The 25,047-nt window shown below is 59.4% G+C and carries 16 protein-coding genes; 6 read left to right on the top strand and 10 right to left on the bottom strand.

From position 1 onward, the window contains the following. Positions 1-90: 90 nt before the first annotated feature. Positions 91-2,409, top strand: coding sequence for a PQQ-dependent sugar dehydrogenase (locus M9Q49_RS24680; RefSeq protein WP_254511757.1), 2,319 nt, complete (start codon positions 91-93; stop codon positions 2,407-2,409). Between the two features lie 141 nt (positions 2,410-2,550). Here the strand turns inward: M9Q49_RS24680 and sdhB are convergent, their stop codons facing one another. From sdhB to M9Q49_RS24665, 3 genes are all read right to left on the bottom strand, one after another. Next, the gene (sdhB, locus tag M9Q49_RS24675; RefSeq protein WP_254511756.1) at positions 2,551-3,459 is read right to left on the bottom strand and encodes a succinate dehydrogenase iron-sulfur subunit; all 909 of its coding nucleotides are present in this window, start codon (positions 3,457-3,459) and stop codon (positions 2,551-2,553) included. A gap of 132 nt (positions 3,460-3,591) precedes the next feature. Then, positions 3,592-5,601 (bottom strand): succinate dehydrogenase flavoprotein subunit, encoded by a 2,010-nt coding sequence (sdhA, locus tag M9Q49_RS24670; RefSeq protein WP_254511754.1) that lies wholly within the window; start codon positions 5,599-5,601, stop codon positions 3,592-3,594. A 135-nt stretch (positions 5,602-5,736) separates the two neighbouring features. Next, positions 5,737-6,609, bottom strand: a complete 873-nt coding sequence (locus M9Q49_RS24665) for a succinate dehydrogenase cytochrome b558 subunit (protein ID WP_254511752.1) — start codon at positions 6,607-6,609, stop codon at positions 5,737-5,739. 441 nt (positions 6,610-7,050) lie between these two features. Between M9Q49_RS24665 and M9Q49_RS24660 the strand changes: the two genes are divergently transcribed. The 3 genes from M9Q49_RS24660 to M9Q49_RS24650 all read left to right on the top strand — a co-directional run bounded on the left by M9Q49_RS24660 (position 7,051) and on the right by M9Q49_RS24650 (position 12,394). Then, a complete protein-coding gene (locus M9Q49_RS24660) occupies positions 7,051-9,579 on the top strand; it encodes a PSD1 and planctomycete cytochrome C domain-containing protein (RefSeq protein WP_254511750.1) in 2,529 nt (842 codons plus the stop codon). A 104-nt stretch (positions 9,580-9,683) separates the two neighbouring features. After that, a complete protein-coding gene (locus M9Q49_RS24655) occupies positions 9,684-11,105 on the top strand; it encodes a DUF1501 domain-containing protein (RefSeq protein ID WP_254511748.1) in 1,422 nt (473 codons plus the stop codon). A 236-nt stretch (positions 11,106-11,341) separates the two neighbouring features. After that, positions 11,342-12,394 (top strand): DUF1559 domain-containing protein, encoded by a 1,053-nt coding sequence (locus M9Q49_RS24650; protein WP_254511747.1) that lies wholly within the window; start codon positions 11,342-11,344, stop codon positions 12,392-12,394. Positions 12,395-12,468: 74 nt separating this feature from the next. Here M9Q49_RS24650 and M9Q49_RS24645 read toward each other — a convergent pair whose 3' ends face one another. Then, positions 12,469-12,906 carry a hypothetical protein gene (locus M9Q49_RS24645; RefSeq protein ID WP_254511745.1) on the bottom strand — a complete coding sequence of 146 codons (438 nt, stop codon included), beginning with the start codon at positions 12,904-12,906 and terminating at the stop codon, positions 12,469-12,471. Positions 12,907-13,148: 242 nt separating this feature from the next. On the opposite strand from M9Q49_RS24645, the gene M9Q49_RS24640 reads away from it, so the two are divergent. Then, entirely contained in the window at positions 13,149-14,219 is a 1,071-nt protein-coding gene (locus M9Q49_RS24640) for a 3-isopropylmalate dehydrogenase (protein WP_254511743.1), read from the top strand. 276 nt (positions 14,220-14,495) lie between these two features. Here the strand turns inward: M9Q49_RS24640 and M9Q49_RS24635 are convergent, their stop codons facing one another. After that, positions 14,496-15,575: a Gfo/Idh/MocA family protein gene (locus M9Q49_RS24635; RefSeq protein WP_254511741.1), complete on the bottom strand. Its 1,080-nt coding sequence runs from the start codon at positions 15,573-15,575 to the stop codon at positions 14,496-14,498. Between the two features lie 29 nt (positions 15,576-15,604). On the opposite strand from M9Q49_RS24635, the gene M9Q49_RS24630 reads away from it, so the two are divergent. Beyond that, on the top strand, positions 15,605-16,048 hold the full coding sequence (locus M9Q49_RS24630) for a hypothetical protein (protein ID WP_254511740.1): 444 nt from the start codon (positions 15,605-15,607) through the stop codon (positions 16,046-16,048). A gap of 127 nt (positions 16,049-16,175) precedes the next feature. Here M9Q49_RS24630 and M9Q49_RS24625 read toward each other — a convergent pair whose 3' ends face one another. The 5 genes from M9Q49_RS24625 to M9Q49_RS24605 form a co-directional block, all read right to left on the bottom strand. After that, a complete protein-coding gene (locus M9Q49_RS24625) occupies positions 16,176-17,615 on the bottom strand; it encodes a hypothetical protein (RefSeq protein ID WP_254511739.1) in 1,440 nt (479 codons plus the stop codon). A gap of 152 nt (positions 17,616-17,767) precedes the next feature. Beyond that, positions 17,768-19,201 (bottom strand): hypothetical protein, encoded by a 1,434-nt coding sequence (locus tag M9Q49_RS24620; RefSeq protein WP_254511738.1) that lies wholly within the window; start codon positions 19,199-19,201, stop codon positions 17,768-17,770. Between the two features lie 149 nt (positions 19,202-19,350). After that, complete coding sequence (locus M9Q49_RS24615; protein WP_254511737.1) at positions 19,351-20,781, bottom strand: hypothetical protein; 1,431 nt, start codon at positions 20,779-20,781, stop codon at positions 19,351-19,353. A 277-nt stretch (positions 20,782-21,058) separates the two neighbouring features. After that, positions 21,059-21,886, bottom strand: a complete 828-nt coding sequence (locus tag M9Q49_RS24610) for a hypothetical protein (RefSeq protein WP_254511736.1) — start codon at positions 21,884-21,886, stop codon at positions 21,059-21,061. Positions 21,887-22,226: 340 nt separating this feature from the next. Then, positions 22,227-24,968 (bottom strand): hypothetical protein, encoded by a 2,742-nt coding sequence (locus M9Q49_RS24605; protein WP_254511735.1) that lies wholly within the window; start codon positions 24,966-24,968, stop codon positions 22,227-22,229. Between the last annotated feature and the right edge of the window lie 79 nt (positions 24,969-25,047).

The raw sequence follows: 25,047 nt of genomic DNA, 5'->3' as shown, positions 1-25,047 counted from the left end.
CCATCTTCTGCGTTGGAGTTCTGGCTACGGCCGGCTCCTTGGTTGTGACAGTCAGCCGCCTGCAGGCGGAACTCCAGCGGGAGCCTCTCAATGATCCGCGTGTTGATGTTGTTCGTTGCGCTAACGCTCGTTTGGCCACTCGCAGCGGCAGAAAAAACTCCGCCCGTTCGCAAGCCGTTCGGCCTCGAGCAGCGGACACCGTGGACGACATCGCGAGTCGTCGGTTCGCCCGAACCGCCGCTCCGGTATGTGACGCAACCGGCGTTTCCGAAGTTGAAGTTCAACGAGCCGCTCGAAGCCGTGGCCCTGCCGGTCCGGCGCAACTCTGTCGCTGAGTCGGGGCCGGGCCGAATGCTGGTCGCCGAGCGCAAAGGGCAGATCTACTCATTCCTCGATTCCTCCGCAGCGGCGACCAAAGAACTCGCCTACGAGTTCGTCGGCAAGACCGAAGATGGCAAGCCGCTACCGCAGATCGTGTACGCGATGGCCGCTCACCCTCAGTTTGCGGACAACGGCTTTGTGTATGTGACCTACATCCCTGATCCACGCAAAGACAACGTGCCGAACGGCACGCGCGTGTCGCGCTTCCGGGTGAGCGGCGATCCGCCGAAGTTCGATCCAGCCTCGGAAAAAAAGATCATCGAGTGGCACAACGGCGGCCACAACGGCGGAGCCCTCGCATTCGGCAACGACGGCATGCTGTATATCGCGACCGGCGATGCGTCGGGCATCGCCGATGAACGGCAGACGGGGCAAGACATCAGCGATCTGTTTGGCTCGCTACTGCGGATCGATGTCGACAGTGCCGGCGCTGATCAGGGTTATGTCGTGCCGAAGGACAATCCGTTTGTCGGCGGCAAAGTTGTACGGCCTGAGATTTGGGCCTATGGTCTGCGACAAGTCTGGCGATTCAGTTTCGATCGCGCCGATGGCCAGCTGTGGGCCGGTGAAGTCGGCCAGGATTTGTGGGAGATGGTCTACGCCATCAAACGTGGTGGCAACTACGGCTGGAGCATCACGGAGGGATCGCATCCGTTTCGGCCAGAGCGGAAGCTCGGGCCATCGCCGATCTTGAAGCCGGTCGTTGAGCATTCGCACAGCGATTTTCGCTCGATCACGGGCGGCTATGTTTATGGGGGCAAGCGACTTCCCGAATTGCAGGGGCACTATATCTACGGCGATTTCGACACCGGCCGCATTTGGTCATTCAAGCCGCAACGTTCGGGTATCAGTCAAGAATTTTCTGTCATCGACCATGGCGAACTCGCGCGGACGACGCATCGCATCGTGGCCTTCTGCAAAGATCACGAGGGGGAAATTCTGCTCATCGACTTCATGGGTGGCGGATTGCATCGACTGGCGTCAGCGCCGGATTTGGCGAAGACTCCGCCGCCGTTTCCCAAAAAATTGAGCGAGACCGGCATCTTCCAATCAGTCAAAGATCATCAAGTCGCGCCGGGCGTGATTCCCTACTCGGTAAACGCGGAGCTATGGAGCGATCACGCCGTGAAGCAGCGATTCATCGCGATTCCGGGCAACGGCCAGGTTGGCTTTGATCAGAACGTTTATCCCGAAGGCCCGCCAGGGGCACCGGCCGGTTGGAAGTTTCCTGATGGCACCGTGCTCGTGAAGTCGTTCTTCATGGATATGGAACGCGGCAATCCGGCGAGCCGCAAGCGACTTGAGACTCGGCTGCTGCATTTTCAGCAGTTCCCCGGTTCGAACGAAGTGGGCGATCAGTATTGGCGGGGCTACACCTACGTGTGGAACGACGAGCAGACCGATGCTGAACTGCTCGATGGCGCCGGGCTCGATAAGACGCTGCGGATCAAGGATGGCGATCAAACGATCGAACAGACCTATCACTTTCCCAGCCGGGCCGAGTGCGCGCTGTGCCACAACAATGCGGCGAAGTTTGCGCTGGGGGTGAGCACGCTGCAAATGAATCGCGACCACGACTATGGAGGTGTGCTCGCCAATCAGTTGGCCACGCTCGATCACATCGGCCTATTCGACAAGCCGTTGCCGAAGAAGCCGGAGGAACTGCCGCAGCTGGCGAACTATGACGATGCGAATCAGTCCATCGACATTCGTGCGCGGGCTTATCTGCACTCGAATTGCGCCCATTGCCACACCAAGTGGGGCGGTGGCAACGCGGAGTTCAAACTCACCTCGACCCTGCCGCTCGACCAGCTGGGCATCACCGGCATGAAACCGGGCCACGGCTCGTTCGGCATCAAGGACGCGGCGCTCATCGCCCCCGGTCATCCCGAGCAAAGCGTCATCCTGCACCGCATGAACTTGACCGCCCTCGGCCGCATGCCGCACATCGGCTCGAAGACCGTGCATCAGAGCGCGGTGAAGTTGGTGGAGGAGTGGATTAAACAGTTGCCGGCCGGGGTTAAATAAAAACCCGGCTGAGTTGATCAGCCGGGTTTCGTTTTTTGGATGGGAGGGTTGCTCGCCGCACTAGCCCCTCACCCCAACCCTCTCCCCTGAGTACAGGGGCGAGGGAGTTTGAACGCTTTGCGTTCGAATGATTCATACCAACTACGCGCCGAACCACTTCTTGAGGACGTGGAAGGTGGTGGCGCGGCCGGCGCGGGCGATGCTGGTGGTGAGCGGGATGCGCTTCGGGCAGACGGCGACGCAGTTTTGGGCGTTGCCGCAGACTTGGATGCCACCTTCTTGCGTGAGGGCTTCCAGGCGTTCGCCGGCGTTCATGGCGCCAGTCGGGTGCATGTTGAAGAGGACGGCCTGGCTGATGGCGTGGGCACCGACGAACTCACCGTCGAAGGTGTTGTTCTTGCGCGTGGTGAATTGCTCTTCGGTTTCGCCGTCGTCGCGGACGAGTTCAACCTTGAGGTATTGCGGGCAGGCTTCCAGGCAGCAGCCGCAGCTCATGCATTCGCTGAGAGGATAGGTCTGTTCCTGCGTCTTGGCCGAGACCTTCGGGCCGGGGCCGAGGTCGTAGTAGCCGTCGGCGGGGATCCAGGCCTTCACCTTTTGCAGACCGCGGAAGAGACGGCTGCGATCGACGACCAGGTCACGGACGACCGGAAACTTCGTCATTGGCTGAAGTTCGATTTCGGCGGGGTGGTCGCCGAGCAGGCGGTCGACGAGGGCCGAGCAGCTTTGCCGGACCTTGCCGTTGATGACCATCGTGCACGCGCCGCACACTTCTTCCAGGCAGTTGCAGTCCCAGGCGACCGGCGCGACGTGCTTGCCGTCGGCTGAGGTGGCTTTGGCGGCGATGCGTTGCAGCACGCTGATCACGTTCATGTCGGGTTCGTACTTGACCGTGTGCCGTTCCCAGTAGCTGGGTTGGCCCGGGCCGTCTTGCCGGAGAACGCGAACCTCGAACGAATCGGGCTTCGCGTGCGAATCGCCGTGATCTGCATGACCATGGGAATCGTGGCCGTGCGAGTCGTGACCATTGCTGTGATGCGAGTCTGCCATGATTTTCTCTCTGTCGCCTTTCGCTCCCGCGAAAGGACGCGTCTTTCTATTTCAACCGATGAATCATGATGTCCCGCGTCCCCGAGTGCATGCCTCAAAAGACGCGTCCTTTCACGGAGTGAAAGGCGACTGTTAGTGCGCTCCAGCCATTGCAGTTTTGCTAGCGGCACCGTTGCCGTTGCTGCCGGCGGCTTGTTCTTTGGCGGCTTGGCGTTCTTTCCAGACCTTTTCGATCTCTTCGGCGCCAACGAGGCCGTACAGACGCGGCCGCGGCGTGACGATCGAAGTATCGACATCCTCGTAGCTGAGCTTTACTTCCTTGCCGTCCCAGGTGGCGATGGTCGACTTCAACCACTTGTCGTTGTTGGCGTCGAACTCGTCGCACCACTTCTCGGCCTGGCGACGACGCTCGGCTGGTTCGGTGGCGGTGAGGGGCTTGAAGGAGAAATCGGGCTTGTAGTGAGCGCCGCGGCTTTCATCGCGAGCGAGGGCCCCTTCAAGAATGGTGAGGGCCAGCGGGAACATGTCGATCAGCGACTTGGTGAAGACCACGTTCTGGTTCGTCCAGTTGCCGCTGTCCGACAGGCTGCACTTGTGCGACTTCTCGTGCAACTCCTTGACCTTGGCAACCGCATCGCGGAGCTGATCGTTGCGACGCACGACCGTGGCGGCCTTCGTCATTACATCGCCGAGCTCTTGGTGGATGAGATAAGGATTCGAGCCGCCAGCGGGCCGCTTGAGAAGTTCGTTGTGACGGGCCTGCTGTTGCTTCAAAGCCCGCTCGAACAGCGATGACGGCAGTTCCGAAGCAGCCGTCTTCGTACCCTTCAGCAGCGTCTCGATGCCCGGGGCAGTGATGAGGCCGCTGAAAATGCAGCTCAACAGCGAGTTCGCACCAAGGCGATTGGCGCCGTGATATTGATAGTCGCATTCGCCGATGGCGTAGAGGTTCGGGATGTTCGTGACCTGGTTCTTCGGCGAACCCACCGTCAAGCCGCCGTTGCCGCTCTTGGCGTAGTCGACCCACAGACCGCCCATCGAATAATGGACGGCAGGGAAAATCTTCATCGGGTTCGCACGGGGATCGACCCCTTGGAACTTCTCATAGATCTCGAGAATGCCGCCCAGCTTGCGATTGAGTTCGGCTCGCGGAATGTGCGTCAGGTCGAGATAAACGGCGAGGCGGTCTTGTTCGACGCTCAAGCCTTCGTTGACGCAGATGTCGAAGATTTCGCGGGTAGCGATATCGCGCGGCACCAGGTTTTTGTACTTGGGATAGCGTTCTTCGAGGAAGTAGTACCGTTCGTTTTCAGGAATCGTCAGCGGATCGCGGCCATCCTGCGGCTTCTTCGGCACCCACACGCGGCCACCTTCACCGCGGGCCGATTCGCTCATCAGGCGGAGCTTGTCAGCGCCGGGAATAGCAGTGGGGTGAACTTGAATGAACTCACCGTTGCCGAACTTCGCGCCGGCTTGGAAGCAACGACTCGCAGCGCTGCCGGTGCAGACCATCGACATCGTCGACCGGCCGTAAATCAAACCCGGACCGCCCGAAGCGACGATCACGGCATCGGCGGGAAAGGCCCGCATTTCCATCGTGTTGAGATCTTGGCCGATCGCGCCGCGGCACACGCCGTTGTCGTCGAGCACCGGACCGCAGAAATCCCAGAACTCGTACTTCTTGATTTTGCCTTCGGTTTCCCAGCGACGAACTTGTTCGTCGAGACCGTACAACAGCTGTTGACCCGTGGTCGCGCCGGCAAAAGCCGTCCGCTTGAAGAGCGTACCGCCGAAGCGCCGGCGATCGAGATAACCTTCGGGAGTGCGGTTGAAGGTAACGCCCAAGCGATCGAGCAGCTCGATAATCTTCGGGCCCCAGACGGTCATTTCTTTGACCGGCGGTTGATGCTGCAGGAAGTCGCCACCGTAGACGGTGTCGTCGAGGTGGAGGTATTCGTTATCGCCCTGCTGCCGCGTGAGATCGTTCACGCTGTTGATGCCGCCCTGCGCGCACACGCTGTGCGAGCGCTTGACCGGCGTGAGGCTCATCAGGTCGACTGCAATGTCGAGCTCGGCCAGCTTCATGGCGGCTGCCAAACCAGCGAGACCGCCACCGACGATGAGAACGCGTTGCTTTGCCATGGGGAAGGGGCTGAGTTTGAGGGGCTGGGGGCTAGGATCTAGGGGCTGGGGATTTCTATTTCATTTACTCCCTCTCCTCGGTACTCCGGGGAGAGGGCTGGGGTGAGGGGCGGAAGTTCAGTCAGCCCCGGCTAGCTATTTCTCTTCCGCCGCCTTCGGCGGTTCCGGTGCATTGGGATCATGCGCTTTAGCTTCAGCAGCTGGTGCATGCCAACGCTTGTGATCGTCCTTGGTCACATCGCCCGAGGCGGTTTTCATTTCATACATCTTGTTTTCGTCTTCCCGCATCTGCTTGATCTGGTCCTTGCTCTTCGTGGCAAAACCGCCGAGAGCACTCAGACCCACGATCGACAGCAGCACGCCAAAGACCGTCGCACCGATCGTTGCCCGCTGCTGGGCGGCAGGAGTGATCCACACGCCCCACGTAATGCCGAACGTCCAAATGCCGTTGGCCAGGTGGAAGACGCAAGACAGGATGCCGATGGCGTAGAGGATTTGCACGATCAGCGGCGAAAGAGCTTCGGCTGCCGACGAGGCCGCGTTGTACGGACGGAAGCTATAGCCACCGAGCGGAGCGGCGACTCCCTTGGTCCACCATTCCGAATGAATCCAGCCGTGCATGTGGAAGACGTGCCACATGATGAACACAAAGGCGATCATGCCGGTCGCCCGTTGCAGCGTGTAGCGAACGTTGCTGCTGTATTTGTACGTGCTGTTGTTCGGCAGGCCGCCGCGAATGATCACGACGCCGAAGATGGCGTGGAACAGGAGCGGAATGAAAATGAACACCCATTCTACCAGCGGCAGGAGCGAGCCCAGGCTGTGAATGGTGTAAACGTTCTTTTGAAACGTCAGGGCGCTATCGAGAATGGTCGAGTTGGTGAGCAAGTGCACCACCATGTACGCCCCGACCGGGATAATGCCGCTGAGCGAGTGCAACCGGCGAAGCAAAAACTCGTTGCGAGAGAGAAAGGTCCCCTGGGGAGCTTCGGTCGGAGCTTCTTTCACGGCTGTCCTCTATATCCGCATTGCGGCCGCGGTGCACAGTATTTGGCTAGGTGGCAGACGATGGCGGCTGGCTGCAGGCCGCGGCGGATGACGTATCGAGAACGTATCTCCAGCCAGGGCAAGCAGTGTCGTCACTGCCGAGCGCCCTCAGTATAGGACTCTGCAGACACTTGCCAACGGGGCGCTATGGGCCGGAAGTTTGTCAATCTCGTTAGAGACGCTGCCGTTGCAAGGAAGAGACTCCCGCCGAGCTGTGAACATGGACCGGCAATGGTTAGCAGCGACTGCGTGCAACCGACGCGGCTCGGCGGGAGCCTCGCCCTCCCTGGCTGGCCTGGCAACTGTTTTGATTGACCCAATCTCCCGCCGCGGCTAGCATTTAAGGCTGTCCAATCGACCATTTCCGTGGTCCTTGCCAGACCGCCGCTGGGATGCCCTTTCATGCGCTGTTCGATTCTCTCCAATCGCAGTCTGTTGTCGTTGGCCTGCGCTGGTTGGCTGTGTCTGTTGGCGATTCGTTTCGCGTCAGCCGCCGAACCCAAGTCCGCGCCGACGCCCGAACAGCTGAAGTTCTTTGAAGAGAAAGTTCGGCCTGTTCTCGCCACTAATTGCTTCAAATGCCACGGCGAAGAAAAGCAGAAAGGCGACCTGCGGCTCGATCTGCATGAAGCACTCCTCACCGGCGGCGAATCGGGCCCAGCGATCGTCCCTGGCAATCCGAAGGAAAGCCTGCTGCTCGATGCGGTGAATTACTCTTCGCTCGAAATGCCTCCTGACGGCAAGCTGAGCGAAAGTGAAATCGAAATCCTCACCACCTGGGTCAAAATCGGCGCACCTTGGCCGAAGGAACATGGCGGCGCTGGGCCGGGCCTGCGGAAGGTCCGCGATAAGATCACCGCAGCCGATCGCGAGTACTGGGCCTTTCAACCCGTTCGCCGTGCGGCGCTGCCGGAAGTTGAAAGCGACAGCTGGAGCCGCGGCCCCATCGATCGTTTTCTGCTCGCCCGCCAACAGCAAGACCAACTGCAGCCGGCCCCCGAAGCCGAGCGCGGCACGCTCATCCGTCGTGTGTCGTTCGATCTGACCGGTTTGCCGCCGACGGCGAGCGAGATTGCCGAATTTCAAAACGACACGAGCCCCGATGCCTACGAGCGACTGGTCGATCGACTCCTCGCCCGCCCGCAGCACGGCGAACAATGGGCCCGCCATTGGCTCGACCTGGTTCGTTACGCCGAATCGGACGGTTACAAGCAAGACGACTATCGTCCGCAGGCCTGGCGGTATCGTGATTACGTCATTCGCTCGATCAATCAAGACAAGCCGTACCCGCAGTTCATCCGCGAGCAACTCGCCGGTGATGAACTTGAGCAGCAAACGCCCGACGCCCTCGTGGCCACTGGCTATCTCCGCCTCGGCATCTACGAATACAACCAGCGCGACGTGAAGGGTCAATGGAGTGTCATTCTCAACGACATCACCGACGTCACGTCCGATGTGTTCCTCGGCATGGGCTTGAGCTGTGCCCGCTGCCACGATCACAAGTTCGATCCGATCCTGCAAAAGGATTATTTCGCGCTGCAAGCCTTCTTCACGCCGATCATGCAGCGCGATGACGTGACCATTTGCTCGCCGAATGAGCGAACCGAATATCAGCAGAAGCTGGCCGCGTGGGAAATGCGCGGCAACGACATTCTGAAGGAGCTCGCCGAGCTCGAACGCCAGCCGCTGAAGAACGCGGCCACTTCGCAGCTCGGCCGATTTCCGGATGACATCGTGCCGATCCTCTTCAAGGAAGCCGCCGAGCGAACTCCGTATGAACAACAGCTCTACGCCCTCGCTTTCCGCCAGGCGAAAGAAGAGCAAGACAAAATCGATTTCACGAAGAAGCTGACCGGCGAAAAGAAAGATCGTTGGATCGAGCTCAAAGAACAGTTGAAGGAACTCGGCGATCGTCCCCAACCGCTGCCGACAGCCATGACGGTTAGCGATGTCGGTCCGCAAGCGCCACCGACGATGGTTCCCGGCAAGCCGCGACTTGGCGAAGTCTTGCCGGCGATTCCCACCGTGCTGTGTACAGTGCAAAACAGCACAGCGCAGAACAATAGTGAAGTCACCGCGGCAGCTCCGATGCCACCCGCTTCACTGGCTGCGAATTCAAATTCCACAGGCCGACGCACCGCGCTTGCGCAGTGGATGGGCAACGACGACAATCCCCTCACGCCGCGAGTGCTCGCCAATCGTTTGTGGCAGCATCACTTCGGCAAGGGCCTGTGCGAATCGCCCAGCGACTTCGGCCGTCTTGGTCAGCCGCCGAGTCATCCTGCGCTGCTCGATTGGTTGGCAAAAGATTTCGTCGAACAAGGTTGGAACTGGAAATATCTCCACCGCCAGATCGTAACCTCGGCCGCTTATCGGCAGGTGTCGCACGGGCCGGAAACGGCTGCCTCGGCGAAGGCCGATCCTTTCAATCGCTTGCTCGCTCGTATGCCGGTGCGTCGGTTGTCAGCAGAACAAATTCGCGACAGCAGTCTGGCCGTGGCCGGCGAACTGAACCTCAGCAGTGGCGGCCCCGCAGTCGATGCGGCCAAGGCCCGTCGCAGCGTGTATGTGAAAGTGCGCCGCAACGTTCGTGATCCGCTGCTCGATGTATTCGATGTCGCCGACGGCTTGTCGACGATGCCGACCCGCAACGTGACGACCACGCCGATCCAAGCCCTGCTGATGATCAACGGCCCATGGATGATCAGCCGCGGCAAGGCAGCGACGACGGTCATTCGCGGCCAAGGAATCAAGGAACTCGATCAACAAGTGATCTCCCTCTATGTGCAGATTCTCGGCCGTGAACCAGACGACGGCGAACTGTCGGCTGCCGTGAAGTTCTTGTCGAAGAAGAACGAAGGGAAAGAAACGTCCCTCGCCGACCTGGCCCACGTCCTGCTGAATTCGAATGAGTTTGTGTACGTGGACTGAGGCAAGCAACCTTGTAGCTGAATTCGCCAGAATTCAGAGCCTCGCGCACCGAGTCAGACTTTTACAACGATCCTTCTGAACTCTTGGTGAGTTCAGCTACTTTTATGAACTACGAAGATCAACTCCTCCGCGCCGGTTATCTCTCGCGTCGCGACATGCTCACGCGGGCTGGCACTGGCTTTGGTGCGCTCGCCCTCGCCGGTTTGCTCGGCAAAGAGCAGGCGGCCAAATCGGCCGAGCAAAAGAAGCCGCATCATCCGCAAATGGCGACGAGCGTCATCTTCCTCTTCATGGAAGGTGGCCCGAGCGCGATGGATACCTTCGATCCCAAGCCCACGCTGAACAAGCTCGCCGGCCAGCAGCTGCCCGCCTCATTCAAGCCGATCATCCTCGCCATGGGCGAGAAGAATCCGCCGCTGATGGCTTCGAAGCGGAAGTGGAAACAACACGGCGAAGGTGGCTTGTGGGTCAGCGATTGGTATCCGCATGTCGCCGAATGTGCCGATGACCTGTGCGTCGTCCGCTCGTGCATCAGCGACGGCATCAACCACTCGGGTGGCGTGTGCCAGATGAACACCGGCAGCACCCTCGGCGGCCGGCCGTCGCTCGGCTCGTGGGTCAGCTATGGCCTCGGCACGGAGAATCAAAACCTGCCGGGCTTCGTCGTGCTCGAAGACAACCCCGGCCAGGTGATCAACGGTCCGCGCAACTGGGGCGCCGGTTTCATGCCCGCCGTTTATCAAGGGACCGCACTGCAGAACGGCCCGGAACCGATTCGCAATCTAGCCACTCCCAAGGAAGTTTCCGGCGCGGCGCAGGAACACAAGCTCGCGCTGCTCCGCGAACTGAATCAAAAGCACGCTTCGGAGCGTCGTGATCAAAGCGAACTCGACGCCCGCATCGCGAGCTACGAACTCGCCTTCCGCATGCAAGCCGAAGCGCCGGAAGCAGTCGACCTGGCGCAAGAGACCGAAGAGACGCAACGGCTCTACGGCCTAGATAATGCCAAGACGCAGAACTTCGGCCGGATGTGCCTGCTCGCTCGGCGGATGGTCGAGCGGGGTGTGCGGTTTGTGCAGCTCTACTCAGGCTCCGGCAGCAAGTGGGATGCTCATAGCGACATCGAAAAGAATCACGGCACGAACTGCGGCGCCACGGACAAGCCGATCGCCGGTTTGCTCACCGATCTCAAACGCCGCGGTCTGCTGAAGAACACGCTCGTCGTCTGGGGCGGCGAGTTTGGCCGCACGCCACAAAGCGAAAAAGGAAACGGCCGCGATCACAACCCCGCTGGTTTCACCATGTGGCTCGCCGGCGGCGGAGTGCGCGGCGGTCGAACCGTCGGCACGACCGACGAGATCGGCCTGCATGCTGTCGAAGACCGCCTGCACGTCCACGACTTCCACGCGACCATCCTCCGAGTCCTCGGCCTCGACAACATGGCCCTGACCTACCTCCACAAAGGTCGCCCCGAACGCCCCACGCTGAATGAAGGCGGGCCGTGCGAGAAGATCATCGCGGGGTGAGGTGGGAGGGATGAAGCGAGGAAGGGACGAAGAGAGGAAGAGGTTAGGGGCCAGAGAAAGGCGTACTCCCTCGCCTCGGTACTGCGGGGAGAAGGTTGGGGCGAGGGGTCGAAGCAGGTACCTCGTTTCCTATGCAATTAGATTCGCGTCTCGGCCATGAGTCTCTTTTCTAGATTTCATCCGGCTCCTCGCGAGCCAAAATTCTTTTCTTTCTTCATCCATTCAGAGACCTGCTCATGTCACGAAAGGGACTGACCCTCGTTGAAGCGATCGTCGTGATCATCGTTCTCGTTGTCCTCGTTGCCCTGTTCTTACCGGTGCACCGTGGCGCGCCGCATGCCGCTCGACGCATGCAATGTGGCAACAACATGAAGCAGCTGGTGCTCGGGCTGCAAAACTACCACGACATCTTTCTGCAACTGCCGTACGGCGCTCGCTCGCGCACGACATCCGATAACGACGAGCGTTCGTTCGGCTCCTCTTGGATCGTGGCGACACTGCCGTTCTGCGAGCAACGGCCGTTGTTCGACAAGGTCTACGGCATCGATCTAGCCGATCCCGCCAACGATTATGCGAGCGATGCTGTCCGGCAGCTCGCCTTGAATGCGAAGATCAAATACCTGCTGTGCCCCTCTAGCCAACTGCCCGAAATGCAACAGGCCGGCGGCTTTTCGATTGTCCTGCCTTCGTACGCCGGCATCATGGGCGCCACTGAGCACTCTGGAATGGACATCACCGCCATCGATCAATATCAGCGGATCGTGGTCGGTCCCTTCGGTGGCCACGCCGCGGCGAATGGCATGTTGCCGATCAACGAATCGCTGAAATTCGAAGATTGCAAAGACGGCACAGCGAACACGATCATCGTCGGCGAAGTTTCGGACTGGTATTACGACAATAAGGGGACCAAACAGAATCCCGCGCTCAGCGCAATCGATCCACAATCCAAAGGTCGGATTCCCGGCGGCTGGCTGGCCGGCACGAATCTCGATTTCAAAGTCGAGAAAGACGGCAAGCCGGTTCCCGCCGATCGCGTGTTCAATCTCATCACGCTCGACCAATCCGTGGGAACAAACAATCGCGGCGGCATCAAAGACGGCCATCCCAACTGGGGCACTTCGGGCGTGGGCCGATGCGGCTTGAACAATCCGCTCTTGTCAGCGCATCCCGCCGGCGCGATGGTCGGATTTCTCGACGGCCATGTGCTGTTGCTGACGAAGCAAGTATCGCCGCACATCGTCAAGCGGCTGGCGATCCGCGACGATGGTGGGGAGATTCCAGATTTTTAAACTACGCGAGTGAAAACGGGTGCGCCCGCTTCCGGGACGGACCAATGGTCCGTCCTACCGATTCAGATGCCGATTCACTTCTTGGCCTTCTTCGGCGCGGCCTTTTTCACAGCGGCTTTCTTGACGGCCTTTTTCGGAGCCGCTTTCGGCGCGACCTTCTTCACCGGCTTGGCGGTCTTCTTGGGAGCCGCTTTCTTGGCGGGCGCGGCCTTCTTCGCGGGGGCAGCCTTTTTCGGAGCGGCCTTGGCTGCCTTCTTGGTGGCCTTGGTCGGCGCGGCTTTCTTGGCCCCCTTCTTGGCAACCATGCTCGAAGCCATGGCGGCGGCCTTCTTCACCGGCTTCGACTTGGCGATTGCCCGGGCATTCGCGCCGGCGATGCCGCCGACAACAGCACCCACGGCAGCGCCGATCGGGCCGACGAGTGCGCCAGCGGCAGCGCCCGTCGCGGCGCCTGCGGCAGCGCCGCCGACAGTTTCCATGGTGGAGGTTTTTGCGGAAGAATCGTCAGCCATCGAAGAAATCCTTTGCGATGCGAACTCAAGGTGCGGGCGAAAAGACCGCTCGGCGGCAGGCCAGCGCGGCAACTGCGGGAGTTATACCACGTGTGTCAAACATTTTGAAACAAATGTCATCCGGCGGCCACGATTGCGGTCCTTTCCACGCGGAAATTAACGAGACGTCCCTGTCCGACTGGCTTGCGGCTGTTTAAACTTTTGGGTTTCCGATTCACCGATACCAATACGCGAGAAGTGCAGTGGCAAACACGCTCAACCTGGCCGTGATCCCCGGCGATGGCACCGGCCCCGAAGTGACCGCAGAAGCCCTCAAGGTGCTCGACGCCGTCAGCAAACTTGAAAAGTTCAGCTACACGACGAAGTTCTTCGACTGGGGTGGCGAACGCTACCTCAAGACCGGCGAAACCCTGCCGCCGGGCGGTGTCGAAGAGCTGAAGAAGCACGACGCCGTTTATCTCGGCGCGGTCGGCCATCCCGACGTGAAGCCGGGCGTCCTCGAAAAGGGCCTGCTCCTCGAGCTCCGCTTTCAGCTCGATCAATACGTCAATCTTCGCCCGGTGAAGCTGTTCCCCGGCGTCGAATGCCCACTCGTCGGCAAGGGCCCGGAGCACATCGATTTCGTGGTTGTCCGCGAAAATACGGAAGACATGTACGCGGGCATCGGCGGCTGGTTGAAGAAGAACACAGCCGATGAAGTTGCCACGCAAACGGCCGTTTACACCCGTAAGGGTTGCGAACGAATCATTCGCTGGGCGTTTCAGTACACGCAGAAGCGCAACAACCCGAAGGGGAAGATGCTGACGCTCGTCGCCAAAACGAACGTGCTGACCTACGGCCACGACCTGTGGTGGCGGACGTTCCAGGACGTGCAGAAGGAATTCCCCGACGTGAAGGCCGACTACAACCACGTCGATGCCTGCTGCATGTGGATGGTGAAGAACCCCGAGTACTACGACGTGATCGTGACGACGAACATGTTCGGCGACATCATCACCGATCTGGGCGCCATGATCCAAGGCGGCCTCGGCGTCGCTGCCGGCGGCAATATCAATCCCGATAAGGGCGGCTTGTCGATGTACGAACCGATGGGCGGCAGCGCTCCGAAGTACACCGGCCAGAACGTCATCAACCCGATCGCCGCGATCGGCGCGATGAGCATGCTGCTGGAACACAGCGGCTATCCCGCCGCCGGCGCCCGCGTGATGAAGGCCATCCAAGTCGTGACCGGCACGAAGATGAAGAGCCAAAACGCCGGCAAAATGGGCTACGGCACGAAGGAAGTAGGCGACTTGGTGGTTGGAGCGTTGTAGCCCATTGTCGCCGAGTATTATTGTCGCCGAATACTCTGTATTCGGTGGCTTGAAGTAAAACCATCCTGCGCCGAGGAATGAGCTCCGCGAAATTCCGGCTGCGGCGCGGGGAGGTAGAACTGCACTCTTCAAGGTTGACTTCGATTGTTGGTCAACCCTTTATTCGTTCGGTTAACGCACCCGCGTGAACTCGCCGACAATGCCAGAATCTCGCTGCGCTGATTCTGGCGGTCCGCTGCCTGCGACCGCCACCACCGAATATAGAATATTCGGCGACTAAAGCCGAAACTTCACCGGTCGTTGCAGTTCATTCGACCGGTAAATCGCGGTAAACATGGCGACGACGATCCGCCCTTCTTCGCCGGTGACGAGTGGTCGCCGGTTGTCGCGCACGGCTTGCAGAAAGTCTTGAATCTGCAGCCGGTGATAGTACTGCGTCGCGTCGATTTGCGCGAAGTGAGCGCGATCGGCCGTGATGAAATCGGCAAGCAGGTGTTCTTCGCCGGGGATCGTCCAGACGTCGTTCAGCGGCGGTTCGGTGATCGAAGTCATGCCGGCGACGAACGACGCGCCGGTGTCGGTTTGCACGCCGACGCTCGCGCCGTTGCTGCCGTGGATGTGCACCTTGGTGTTGATGCCGGGGCGTTGCGAAAGACTCGTCACGATGCTGCCGAGCGCGCCCGATTTGAAGCGGATCATCGCCGTGGCGGTATCTTCGACCTCGATGTAAGGATGATTGAGGTTCGCCCAGTAGCCGCTCACTTCGTCGATCTCACCCATCAGCCATTGCAGCAGGTCGAGTTGATGCGGCGATTGATTCACTAGCACGCCGCCACCCTCCGTCGACCATTTGCCGCGCCACGGATCCGACTCGTAGTAGGCCTGATCGCGCCAGCTGAACATCGCAAACGTGCCGAGAATCGGCCTGCCGATCTTGCCGGCGTCGATGGCGGCCTTCATCCGCTGCACGGGCTCGAACAACCGCCGCTGACTGATGACGGCCAGTTGCACGTTGTTTTTTGCCGCGGCTGCGATCATCCGATCGCAAGCCTCGAGCGACGCAGCCAATGGTTTCTCGATCAGCACATGCGCGCCGGCCGCCGCCGCTTGCAGACACGGCTGCTCATGCAATGGATGCGGCGTGCAGATGGTCACGGCTTCCACATTCGCCGCTCGCAGCATCTCCGGCACCGAGTCGAAGGCCTGCACGTGGTATTGTTCAGCAAAAGCCTGCGCTCGCCCCAGCTGAGCGTCACAGACAGCAACGAATTCCGATTCGGCAAGTTGGCTCAAGGCCAGCGCATGCGTCTGTCCAACTTTGCCACAGCCGATCAGAGCGGTACGGATTTTTCGCATAGAGACGGATTGTTACCGAGGAGTGACTCATGTTTTCGATCAGCTTCCAACCCGGACACCCGCTCGAGAGTCCTAGGCTGGGCATCGGCCTGATCGTGCTCGGACAGTTTAGCGAATACTTTGACTCCCAACTCGACTACTGGCGGCGCGAGGATTACGAAGCTCACTGGCGAAAGATGATTCACCGCGTGGTTAATGAACGGCTTGATGCTTGCCTGATCACGTCGCTATCGATTCCAGAGCATGCCAATTTTCACACCTGGTGGCCGATGTACGTGTCGGGCGCTGACGTGATCTTTCAAAATCAATTGCTCTTTGTGGACCAGCTCCCCGGTCGCTTTGACCCCGATCATCCCTACTTGTCACTCAGCGCGTTCCAGTCGCACAACGACGAAGGAGAAAGGATTTCGGAGTGGCGAGTGCCGATGGGCGCTCTCGAGACTTGGCTGAACGCTGGCTCGCAAGATCGGTGAAATAGCCCCGAGGCTGAATAAGCAGAAGTTGAGTGGCGAGCAGCAAGCTGATCGGATCTACCGATTGTCGCTCGTACTCGCCACCCAACCCCACTGCGAACGCATGCTGGCAGGTGCTGCGTTGAGCTTACGGGAATGAGAGGAACGTCGGCGCGACGGTGTATTTATTGAACGTGCTCTCGAGCAGCGTATCGGTCCCGGTACCGCCGTTGGCTATCAAATAAGCGCACGTCACAAAATCAGTGTCGCTACCTCCCGGCCAGAGCGTATCGTTGCCTGCTCCCAGGTCGATGCTCAACACACTGTCGAACTGGACGCCAATTCCGTCATCAATGAAGTTGGCCTCAATGCCGACGTAGTCTGTGCCACCACCGGTCAGCAATGTGGTCGCACCACGAAATCGCGTGTTGAAGAGCTCGATGCGGTCATCTCCTTCACCCGTATTAATGATGGTAGCGCCGCCCACATTCACGTTGTTGGTAACGACAGCATCTGAGTCACCCAGCGTAGTGACCGACAGGCTCGAACGAATGGTTGAGTTGCCAGAGATGTAGACAGAATTGGTCCCTGCACCGAGGTACAACGACACGGCTTGCGCGTCGAACTTAACGCTCGTGTAGAACACATCGGAACCTGAGCCGGCAGTGACCGAGACCAGTCCGGTGATCACGATATCGTCGTTATCAATCATCACGGGATTATTACCATCGCCCAGCGAGGCAATGATCGAACCGTTCACGGTCGTTCTGCGGGCGCCACTCATCTTGAGATGATCATCCCCGCTGCCGCCGAGCATCGAAATGCCGCCGTTCACAGCCAGACCGTCGGCCCTGAGCTCAGTGACATTAATACCGTTGCCGAAACTCGTGTTGATGAACCCCGTCGACATCTGGCTGCCCGGAGCTTCTCCGCCGCGGATCTCAAAGTCGTCGCCGCCGTTGCCGCCCGTCATGGTGACGGCGCCCAGTTGCAATTTGGTCGTGACATTAAAGATGGTTGTGTTGTCGCCTTCGCCTCCCGACACATTGACCGTGCCTGTCGCTTTAAAGCTAGTTTCCGTTTCATCCACCTTCAGTAAGTCAGAACCTTCTCCCAGTACCGCGGCCAGGCTGCCAAACGAATTCGTGCCGTGGTTCCCTTCGCCGAAGAGCAACGAGTCGTCGCCGTTGCCGCCGTTGAACCGCAGCAGTCCCTGGATGTCGGTCAACACAAAGGTCGCTTTGTCGTCGCCGTTTCCCATGTCCATGAAGATGTTCTGAATGTTGCGGGCCGTGAACTCGCCACCGGTCACGCCGTTCACCTTAGTGAGGTTCGCGCCTTGCACCTCGACGGTGCCCGCGGTCACACCTTCAATTCGCAACTCATTGGCCAGCGCATCGCCCGTGATAAAGAGCGTCGTTCCCACGACACTGGCCGTCACTCCGCCGGCCATATTCAGGCGGCTTTCCAGCGATTCGCCGCGCGGCCGAAAACCGCTCGATGCCGAACCCGCGAGAGCTCTGCGAGTCGCGCGAGTTGGCTGATTGCCGCTAAAAAACAGAGAGCGAGCCCAAGAGCTAACAGACATCGGCAGGTTCCTTGCGGGAAGAATGGTTGAACAAAAGCATGAGTCAAATAGCAGGCACGCAGTTATTTAAGCTGGATAGATCAGCCGTCACGCGCTAGCGTCTGGGTTGCGGCTAACTCCGCAAACCAAACAGTTGATTACGGCGTCTTGCCTTACGGGAACGAGATCAGCGTCCGCGGCGTGGCGTACACGTTGAACGGGCTATCCGTAAAGGTGTCGGTGCCCGCGCCGCCATTGGCAATCAAGCTCGCGAAGGTGGCGAAGTCCATGGCGCTCCGGCCCACGGCCAGTTCATCGTCACCCGCACCCAGGTCGATGCTGACGACGCTGTCGAAGTGGAGGCCAATGCCGTCATTGAAGCCCCGTTCGAGCAAGACGCGATCCCTGCCACCGCCGGTTGAGATGGTCACCACGCTGCGGAAGCGCGAGTTATCGAGTTGGATCAAATCCGTTCCATCTCCCAGCGTCAGCAACGTAGCGCCGCTGACATCCAAACCGGCGGTATTGATTGTCGTGTTGCCTTGCGACGTAACGGTCAAGCTCGAACGAATGAGCGTCGTCCCGCCGAACAAGTTGTCCATGTACGCGGCATTGGTCCCCGCTCCCAGCGACAACGACACCGCCAGCAAATCGGCTTCATCGATGTCGAGTTGGAACGTATCGCTACCCGCCCCGCCAACGAACGAAACCAAGCCGGTCACTGTCACTTCAGTGGGACCAATCCAGAGCAGATTCTGCCCATCGCCCAGCGAAGCGGTGACGGAACCATTCACCGTGTAGTCGCCGGTGAACACGCCGATGTAATAGCTGTCAGCGCCAGTGCCGCCGAGCAAGGAAATGCCGCCATTCACGACTGCCGTCTTGGCCTGCAGATAGAACTGGTTGTCGCCATTGGCGCCATTTACGCTGATTTGGCCCGTAGTGACCACAGCCGATTCGTTCCCGATCTGGATGTTATCGGCAAGGGCTCCGCCTGTGATGCTGGTTGGCCCCAGCACCACGGTGTTCGTAGCGGTCAGGATGGTATTGTTCAGCCCCTCGCCATTCGAAATGACGACCGCGCCGGGCACCTCGAAGCTGGTTTCCGCGCGATCGACCACAATCAAATCGTCGCCGGCGCCCATCGCAGCGGCCAGGCTGCCGAACTTATTCGTGCCGCCGTTTCCTTCGCCAAAGAGGAGAGAATCTTTGCCGTTGCCGCCGTTGAACCGCAGCAAGCCGCTGACATCGGTCAACACAAAGGTCGCTTTGTCGTCGCCGTTCCCCATCTCCATGAAAATGTTCTGAATGTTCTGCGCGGTGAACTCGCCTCCGTCCACGCCGTTCACCTTGGTGGTGTTCACGCCGTGCACTTCGACCGTGCCCGCCGTCACCCCTTCGATGCGGAGTTCGTTGGCCAGGTCGTCGCCCGTGATAAACAACGTTCCTCCCACGGCAGTGGCAATCACGCTCCCCGCCATGTTCAAACGGCTCTCGAGCGATTCAGCCCGCGGACGAAAGCGGGTTTGCGAGCGGCGAGCACGGCTCTCGCGAGTCACACGATTCAAACGCGAAAAAAGAGAGCGGGCCCAAGTGCTTAGAGACATTCGCAGTTTCCTGGAGGATGCAAATCAGATTTCGTAAATCGAAGTTGGCTTGATCAAGCCAGCGAGCCACGCCAGCCGAATCGCTCGGCTGACGTTAGGGTTGATTCGTAACAGTAGGGGCGAGACTCACCGCCCAAGAGCTGTTCGTACTAGAACGAGAGGAACGTCGGTGCGAAGCCGAACACGTTGGACGGGCTGTTGAACAGCGAGTCGTCCCCCGAGCCGCCGTTCGCCAGCAAGTAGGCGAACGTCACGAAGTCGTTTGCATCAAGGCCCAACTCCACCGTGTCGAGCCCCGCACCCATGTCGATGCTGACCGAGCTGTCGAACCGCGAACCAATGCCATCGTCACTGAAGCGTTCGATATACACGCCATCGCTGCCATCGCCGAGCAGCATGCTCACCGCGCCGCGGAAGCGGACGTTGTTCAGAATGACGAGATCGATTTCATCGCCCATGTTCAGCACCGCAGGACCTTGGACATCCAGGTTCTTGGCGTTGAATCCATCAAAGCCGCCGAGCGTCGTGACCGACAGGGTCGAATGGATGGTGTTGGTCGTCCCAAAGAAGCTGATCGGATTGTTGCCGGCGCCCAGATAGAGCGACACCGCGAAGGCGTCAAACTTGCCGGTGCCGCCGATGAAGCGATCGACGCCTGCGCCACCTGTCATCGAAACCAGGCCCGTCACGACGACATTGCTTTCATTGAAGCTCACCTGGTTGATGTCTTCACCCATTGCAGCGATGAATGAACCGTTGACCGTCAATTTCGACTCGCCGAGAGCATCGAAGCTGTCCGTCTTGTTGCCACCGACCAGCGCAATGCCGCCGTTGACGACCACGTTCCCTCCCAGCGCGGTGTAGTTGCCACCGTCGCCGGCAATCACGCTGAGGGGGCCCGTGGTGACTGTTCCTTCCGATCCCCCGGTGATGCGAAAATCATCGTTGTTCGCGCCGCCAGTCACCGAGATCGGGCCCAACTTCAGTTCCGTTGTGGCACGCAAGTAAGTCGTGTTGGCGCCATCGCCATTCGAAATCACAACCGCACCAGGCACGCTGAAATGGGTTTCACTTGCGTCCACGATAATGCCGTCGTCGCCGGCCCCCATCGTCGCGGCAAGACTGCCGAACGAATTCTGGCCGTTGTTTCCTTCGCCAAAGACCAACGCATCGCTGCCGTTGCCGCCGTTGAAGCGGAGCAAACCATCGAGCTTGGTCAGCACGAACGTCGCCGAGTCGTCGCCGTTTCCCATCTCCATGAAAATGTTTTGAATGTTCCGCGCGGTGAATTCGCCGCCGAGCGTGCCATTCACCGCGGTGCCAAACACACCCTGCACTTCAACCGTGCCCGCCGTCACTCCCTCGATTCGCAAAAAGTTCGACTCGGTGTCGCCCGTGATAAAAAGATTCGGCCCGACGACCGTGGCCAGCACATTGCCGGCCATGTTCAACCGGCTTTCGAGCGATTCGGCCCCAGGCCGGAATTGATTCGGCGACCGCTTGTTCTGTGAACGGCGCGTCGCGCGGGTTCGACTGCTGACAGGTGCAAAAAACGAACGGGCCCAATTGCGTAAGGACATGGCAGCTTCCTGAGTGTGATGGTTGTTCGGAGCGAAAAAAACGAGCAGCAAACCCCGACAATCAGCAATGCGACAAACTGGCCTAAACCGTCTCAAGAAATTCTGGAAATTTTCCGGATGTGCGGCGTCTGCCTTAACGAACACTGCGAACGAAGCGCTTTCTCAGCATTTCCCAAGTCTGCGTCTTGCAGCGTACGTGGCCCATTTCCGGGGATTCGCGTTACCGCATAAGACTGGGAGAAGACACGGGTGAGTACACACCGTGCCACCCGATGACTTACCAATTGTCTGGATCCGCCACCGGCGGCAAGTGCGACGCCGCCAGGCCGCGCGGAATGATGTTGGTCCGCTTCGGCGAGGCATTCACGGCCGGGCTGATGTACTTGATCTGTTCGAACAGCAGCGCGCCGCGGCCGTCGCGTTCAGGAAAGCTGCGATCCTTGAGCTCTGAATCGGGGTCGGGGTTGATGTAAAAGCCGGGCCATTCGCGGTGCGTGTCGACGTCGGCTTTCACGTGTTCGCCATAGCCGCTGGTGATGGTCTCGGCGAAGTTGTAACTCCCTTCGTAGGGTTCTTCCAGAATGACACGGTTGCGGACGTATTCCCACTTCTGCACGTTGCCGACCGCGCCGTCGCGGAGGACGCGGCCTTTCGGATTGGTCAGCACCAGCTCGCGCGATCCGCCCGTACCATCGGGCGAGACCAGCTTGAAGATCGGCATCAGGACCTGCGGCTTGATAAAGGCGACGACCTTCTTCCGCGTGGTGATCGCGCCCTTGTAGTGGTACACGCCCGCCGCCGTCGACATCTGCAGCCAAATGCGCCGCTCGCCGTCCCGATAAGCATCCCCGCTCAGGGAATGCGATTCCATGATTCCCCGTTTGACCAATTGCCAATCGTAAATAAAATCGGCCCGCTTCTCGTCATACCGCATCAAAAAGTGCGGCGTGACATTGAAATAATTCCGCAGCCGACTCAACCAGCACGGAATCCCCTTCGGAAAAATCGTTTTCCAACCCCCTTTGGTCTGCTGCACCGCCGTCAGCACCTCCCTGGCGCTCAGGTCATACCAATTGCGATAATCGCGAAGTTTATCGGGCGACATGGCAGTGCTCCGAGGAGTGGGCGAGAGGCGGGCGCGAGGCGCGGGGGAGGCAGGAAGGGATGCGATCATCCCCTGATCTGCAGAGCGAGAAAGCTCGCCGTTTGTTACGGCCGCCTTTTCGCACGTCCGCCGAAAAGGTAGCCCGACGCGTGAGCGAGGGTTTGGGCGCGAGGACTGTAGATGCGCTATCGTGCGACAGCACCATGGAGCCGGTTTTGACTAGCGCCGTGGCAGAAACCGCCACCGCGAAAAGTGCTATCGCACGTTTGCTGGAAATGGAATCCACTCGCCCAAACCCTCGCTCACGCGTCGGGCTTTCTGGGGCGTGCGTCTGCATCACTTACTCCTTGAGCCGATAATAGACGACTCCCCGTTCGTCGTTTCCTTGGCCGGCTTTCACCAACGGGCCATAGTGCTCGGTCGGATAGACCATTTTCAATTGAACTCCCTTGGCATAATCGATTCCAAAGTCGGCGTCCGAATTAGTGCCTCTTTCCCAGTAGGGATTTTTAAAGACCCACGGGGGTGAGTCGACGAGCTTTTTGACCGTGCCCGTCGAAACGTCGGCCAGCCACCATTTCTTCCCAATCACATGCAGGCCACGTTTATCAAAAGCCAGCATGCCTTGGGGGCAATCCACAACGGCTTTTTCTTTTTCGTTTCCCGGCCAGCGGACTCGCATGAGATTCTGCGGATTCGGGGGATTGGGATCGAGCTCATAGAAATAAATCCCGTCCTCGCCCTGCGTAACCCAGCGGTCCCCGCCATGGCCCCAATTGGTGCAAGTGAAGGTCGCAACGCGCGCGGTTTTGGCCTGGGGATCGACGATCAGCGGCCGAGTGGAAACGATTGTCGATCGAGACTCGCGGCCCACCACAATCACACTCTCGCCTTTGGCATTCTTCAGGGTGAACAGGCGAGTGGGTGTAAACACTACCTGCGGATTGGTGACGTGGCTCTGTTCCGTACCCGTCACTACCTCGCGCGCTTCAAAAAAAATGTCGAACTTTCGTTTTCCTTCGTCGGCAACTTCCGCTGTCGCGACCCACGACCGGCCCGAGAATCCCGCGACACAAACTTTGCCGGGCGCCACCGGAGCCAACCGAAGCTTGGCTTGCCGGTCATCCGACTTAGGAATTCCATCGTCGCTCGTAAATTCGATTGCCTTGCCTTCAAAATCAACGGCGAGCAGCCCCGGCGCTTTATCGTCGTTGACGCCTGCGATCCATATGTAGCGGCCGTCGCAAACGACCGAGGACGCGATGAAGAAGGGATCACGGTGGCGATGAAAGATTTTGAGTTGATCGGGCGGTTGACGCCGGGCCAGCATCGCTGAGCGATAGAAGATGTCCCCGCGCGACTCCGTGGGAAAGGAACCTTCGATAAACTCGAGTCGCCTTTCGAGTTGGAGCGCAACTCGCTCCAACAGCGGATCGACGGTGGTGCTGGACTGGGGTATCACTTCTCGTTGTTTGTCGTATTCCAGTCGCCTTTGCAGCCCTTGCTCGAATCGCTGCTGAATTGTCTTGGCTGCGAGTTTCAAATCCGGCCTGGGCGAGGCCTTGAGCTGTTCCAGGAAGCGACGATATTCGGCTGAATCGTCTATTGCAGTGAACTCGCCGAAGGTCATCCGCAGCAGTCGGGTGTGCAAGTCGGACAAGTCGCGCCATTCCTCGGCAACCCGCTCCAGCACCGCGTATTTTTCTGCGGCGGACAAATCACTTACGGCCAGGGCGTCCCACGCGAGATGCGATGACCTGTCCGCGAACCTGGCTTTGCCGCGGGCATAGGCGATGCGGAGCAGCGTGTCGCAATGGAACTTGCGCGCGTTGTGCACGAGTTCTTGGAGTTCGGGAGCATTCTGGACGTCACGCCTTCGTAGAATCGTTGCGATATTCCTAGTTAGTTTGAGAGTCAGGTCGGCTGGACCTTCGGGAGTGCGATCTTTGATATTGGGAGCGTCGCGCATGTACTTTTCGAGGTGCTCCAGACCCCGCTGGCAGTTGGCAACGATGAACTTCACTTGCGCGGGTTCGCGAAAATGCTCCGCCCCGAAAGGAATCAATTGAGCCGTGGTGCCGACCGCGTCGAGGAGAATTGCGCTGTCGTCAGGCCGTAACAGCAAAGCCGCTTCCAGTAGCGACAGGGCTTCTGGCCAGTTCCCCACTTTCATGAATTGACGCGCGCGATTGGCCAGAGCCGTTGCCTCGCGCTCGGCAGAGAACTCACCGGTTGCAGCGATCTGCTTGTCGGAAAGAAGCGGCAGCAGTTCGTCTGTCTTCTTCACGATCCAGGCCGGCACTTCTGGCGGCGGCAAATCCTTGATCCCCTTCAGCGTGAGTTGCTCTTCCGACTTCATCAGCTTGAGGCTCAGGCGAACCGATTTGTTTTGGCCGATGCCATCGTGCCGATAGCGGCCGACGACATAAAGCGGCGGCCGGCGATCGACTGCCGCGTCGCCGGCCAGCACGAGTTCTTTCGCAATCGCCTGGGCTTCACCCAATTCGACGACGAGCAGGCCAGGCTGGGCGAGCAGGCGTTCCTCCACCACTTTTGCAAACGCCGATTGCAAGTAGTTGAACTCAAAGCCCAGATCCTCGCTGAGGAAAGGTGGCACCGCGACAATCGTCTCGATCTTTTCGGCGTACTTCTTCAGGCCGTCCAGCACCAATTTCTCGAGCGCTCCGGCGGTCTCCTCTTGATTCTGGTCCATCGCAATCGACATCGTCTTCAGCCGCAAGCCGCGGCGTGTTTCGCATACCACGCATTCGACGATGGCCGGTCCGGCCGGTTCTGGATTTTTCGCCGACCGCAGCAAGACTAACACATCGGCTTTTAGCGCTTTGCCCAGCGCCGCGCGCGATTGCACTCCTTGAGCGCCGAAAGAGGACTGCAATTCCTGCTCAGCCAGAATACGATCGATTTGCGAGCGTTCGACCCACGTCGCCCCCTCATTGTTCAATAGTCGGGCTTCCAGTATCGCTGTCAGTGGCAGCTTGGCCGAATCGACGAGCGCACAACTAGGCGGCCCATTGTTAGCGAAGGCTGGTTTTGTCGCAGCGCATACGAATGACGTGAGCATGCAGCAAATCAGAATTACACTTCGTTGCCAACGAATCGCTGGATTCATCATTGCTGTAGCCAAAGTGAAGGATGCAGGC

The sequence above is a fragment of the Anatilimnocola floriformis genome (assembly GCF_024256385.1).
In the GTDB taxonomy this organism is placed as follows: Bacteria; Planctomycetota; Planctomycetia; order Pirellulales; family Pirellulaceae; genus Anatilimnocola; species Anatilimnocola floriformis.
Note: the sequence above shows the minus strand (reverse complement) of the source record. Positions and strands in the feature narration are given on the sequence as shown.

What these genes read in the sequence shown, in the direction of transcription:
- M9Q49_RS24630 (WP_254511740.1), top strand. Translation starts at nt 15,605, where the DNA reads ATGTTTTCGATCAGCTTCCAACCCGGACACCCGCTCGAGAGTCCTAGG.
- sdhB (WP_254511756.1), bottom strand. Translation starts at nt 3,459, where the DNA reads ATGGCAGACTCGCATCACAGCAATGGTCACGACTCGCACGGCCACGAT.
- M9Q49_RS24610 (WP_254511736.1), bottom strand. Translation starts at nt 21,886, where the DNA reads ATGTCGCCCGATAAACTTCGCGATTATCGCAATTGGTATGACCTGAGC.
- M9Q49_RS24645 (WP_254511745.1), bottom strand. Translation starts at nt 12,906, where the DNA reads ATGGCTGACGATTCTTCCGCAAAAACCTCCACCATGGAAACTGTCGGC.
- M9Q49_RS24635 (WP_254511741.1), bottom strand. Translation starts at nt 15,575, where the DNA reads ATGCGAAAAATCCGTACCGCTCTGATCGGCTGTGGCAAAGTTGGACAG.
- M9Q49_RS24660 (WP_254511750.1), top strand. Translation starts at nt 7,051, where the DNA reads ATGCGCTGTTCGATTCTCTCCAATCGCAGTCTGTTGTCGTTGGCCTGC.
- M9Q49_RS24625 (WP_254511739.1), bottom strand. Translation starts at nt 17,615, where the DNA reads ATGTCTGTTAGCTCTTGGGCTCGCTCTCTGTTTTTTAGCGGCAATCAG.
- M9Q49_RS24620 (WP_254511738.1), bottom strand. Translation starts at nt 19,201, where the DNA reads ATGTCTCTAAGCACTTGGGCCCGCTCTCTTTTTTCGCGTTTGAATCGT.
- M9Q49_RS24655 (WP_254511748.1), top strand. Translation starts at nt 9,684, where the DNA reads ATGAACTACGAAGATCAACTCCTCCGCGCCGGTTATCTCTCGCGTCGC.
- sdhA (WP_254511754.1), bottom strand. Translation starts at nt 5,601, where the DNA reads ATGGCAAAGCAACGCGTTCTCATCGTCGGTGGCGGTCTCGCTGGTTTG.
- M9Q49_RS24605 (WP_254511735.1), bottom strand. Translation starts at nt 24,968, where the DNA reads ATGCTCACGTCATTCGTATGCGCTGCGACAAAACCAGCCTTCGCTAAC.
- M9Q49_RS24680 (WP_254511757.1), top strand. Translation starts at nt 91, where the DNA reads ATGATCCGCGTGTTGATGTTGTTCGTTGCGCTAACGCTCGTTTGGCCA.
- M9Q49_RS24615 (WP_254511737.1), bottom strand. Translation starts at nt 20,781, where the DNA reads ATGTCCTTACGCAATTGGGCCCGTTCGTTTTTTGCACCTGTCAGCAGT.
- M9Q49_RS24650 (WP_254511747.1), top strand. Translation starts at nt 11,342, where the DNA reads ATGTCACGAAAGGGACTGACCCTCGTTGAAGCGATCGTCGTGATCATC.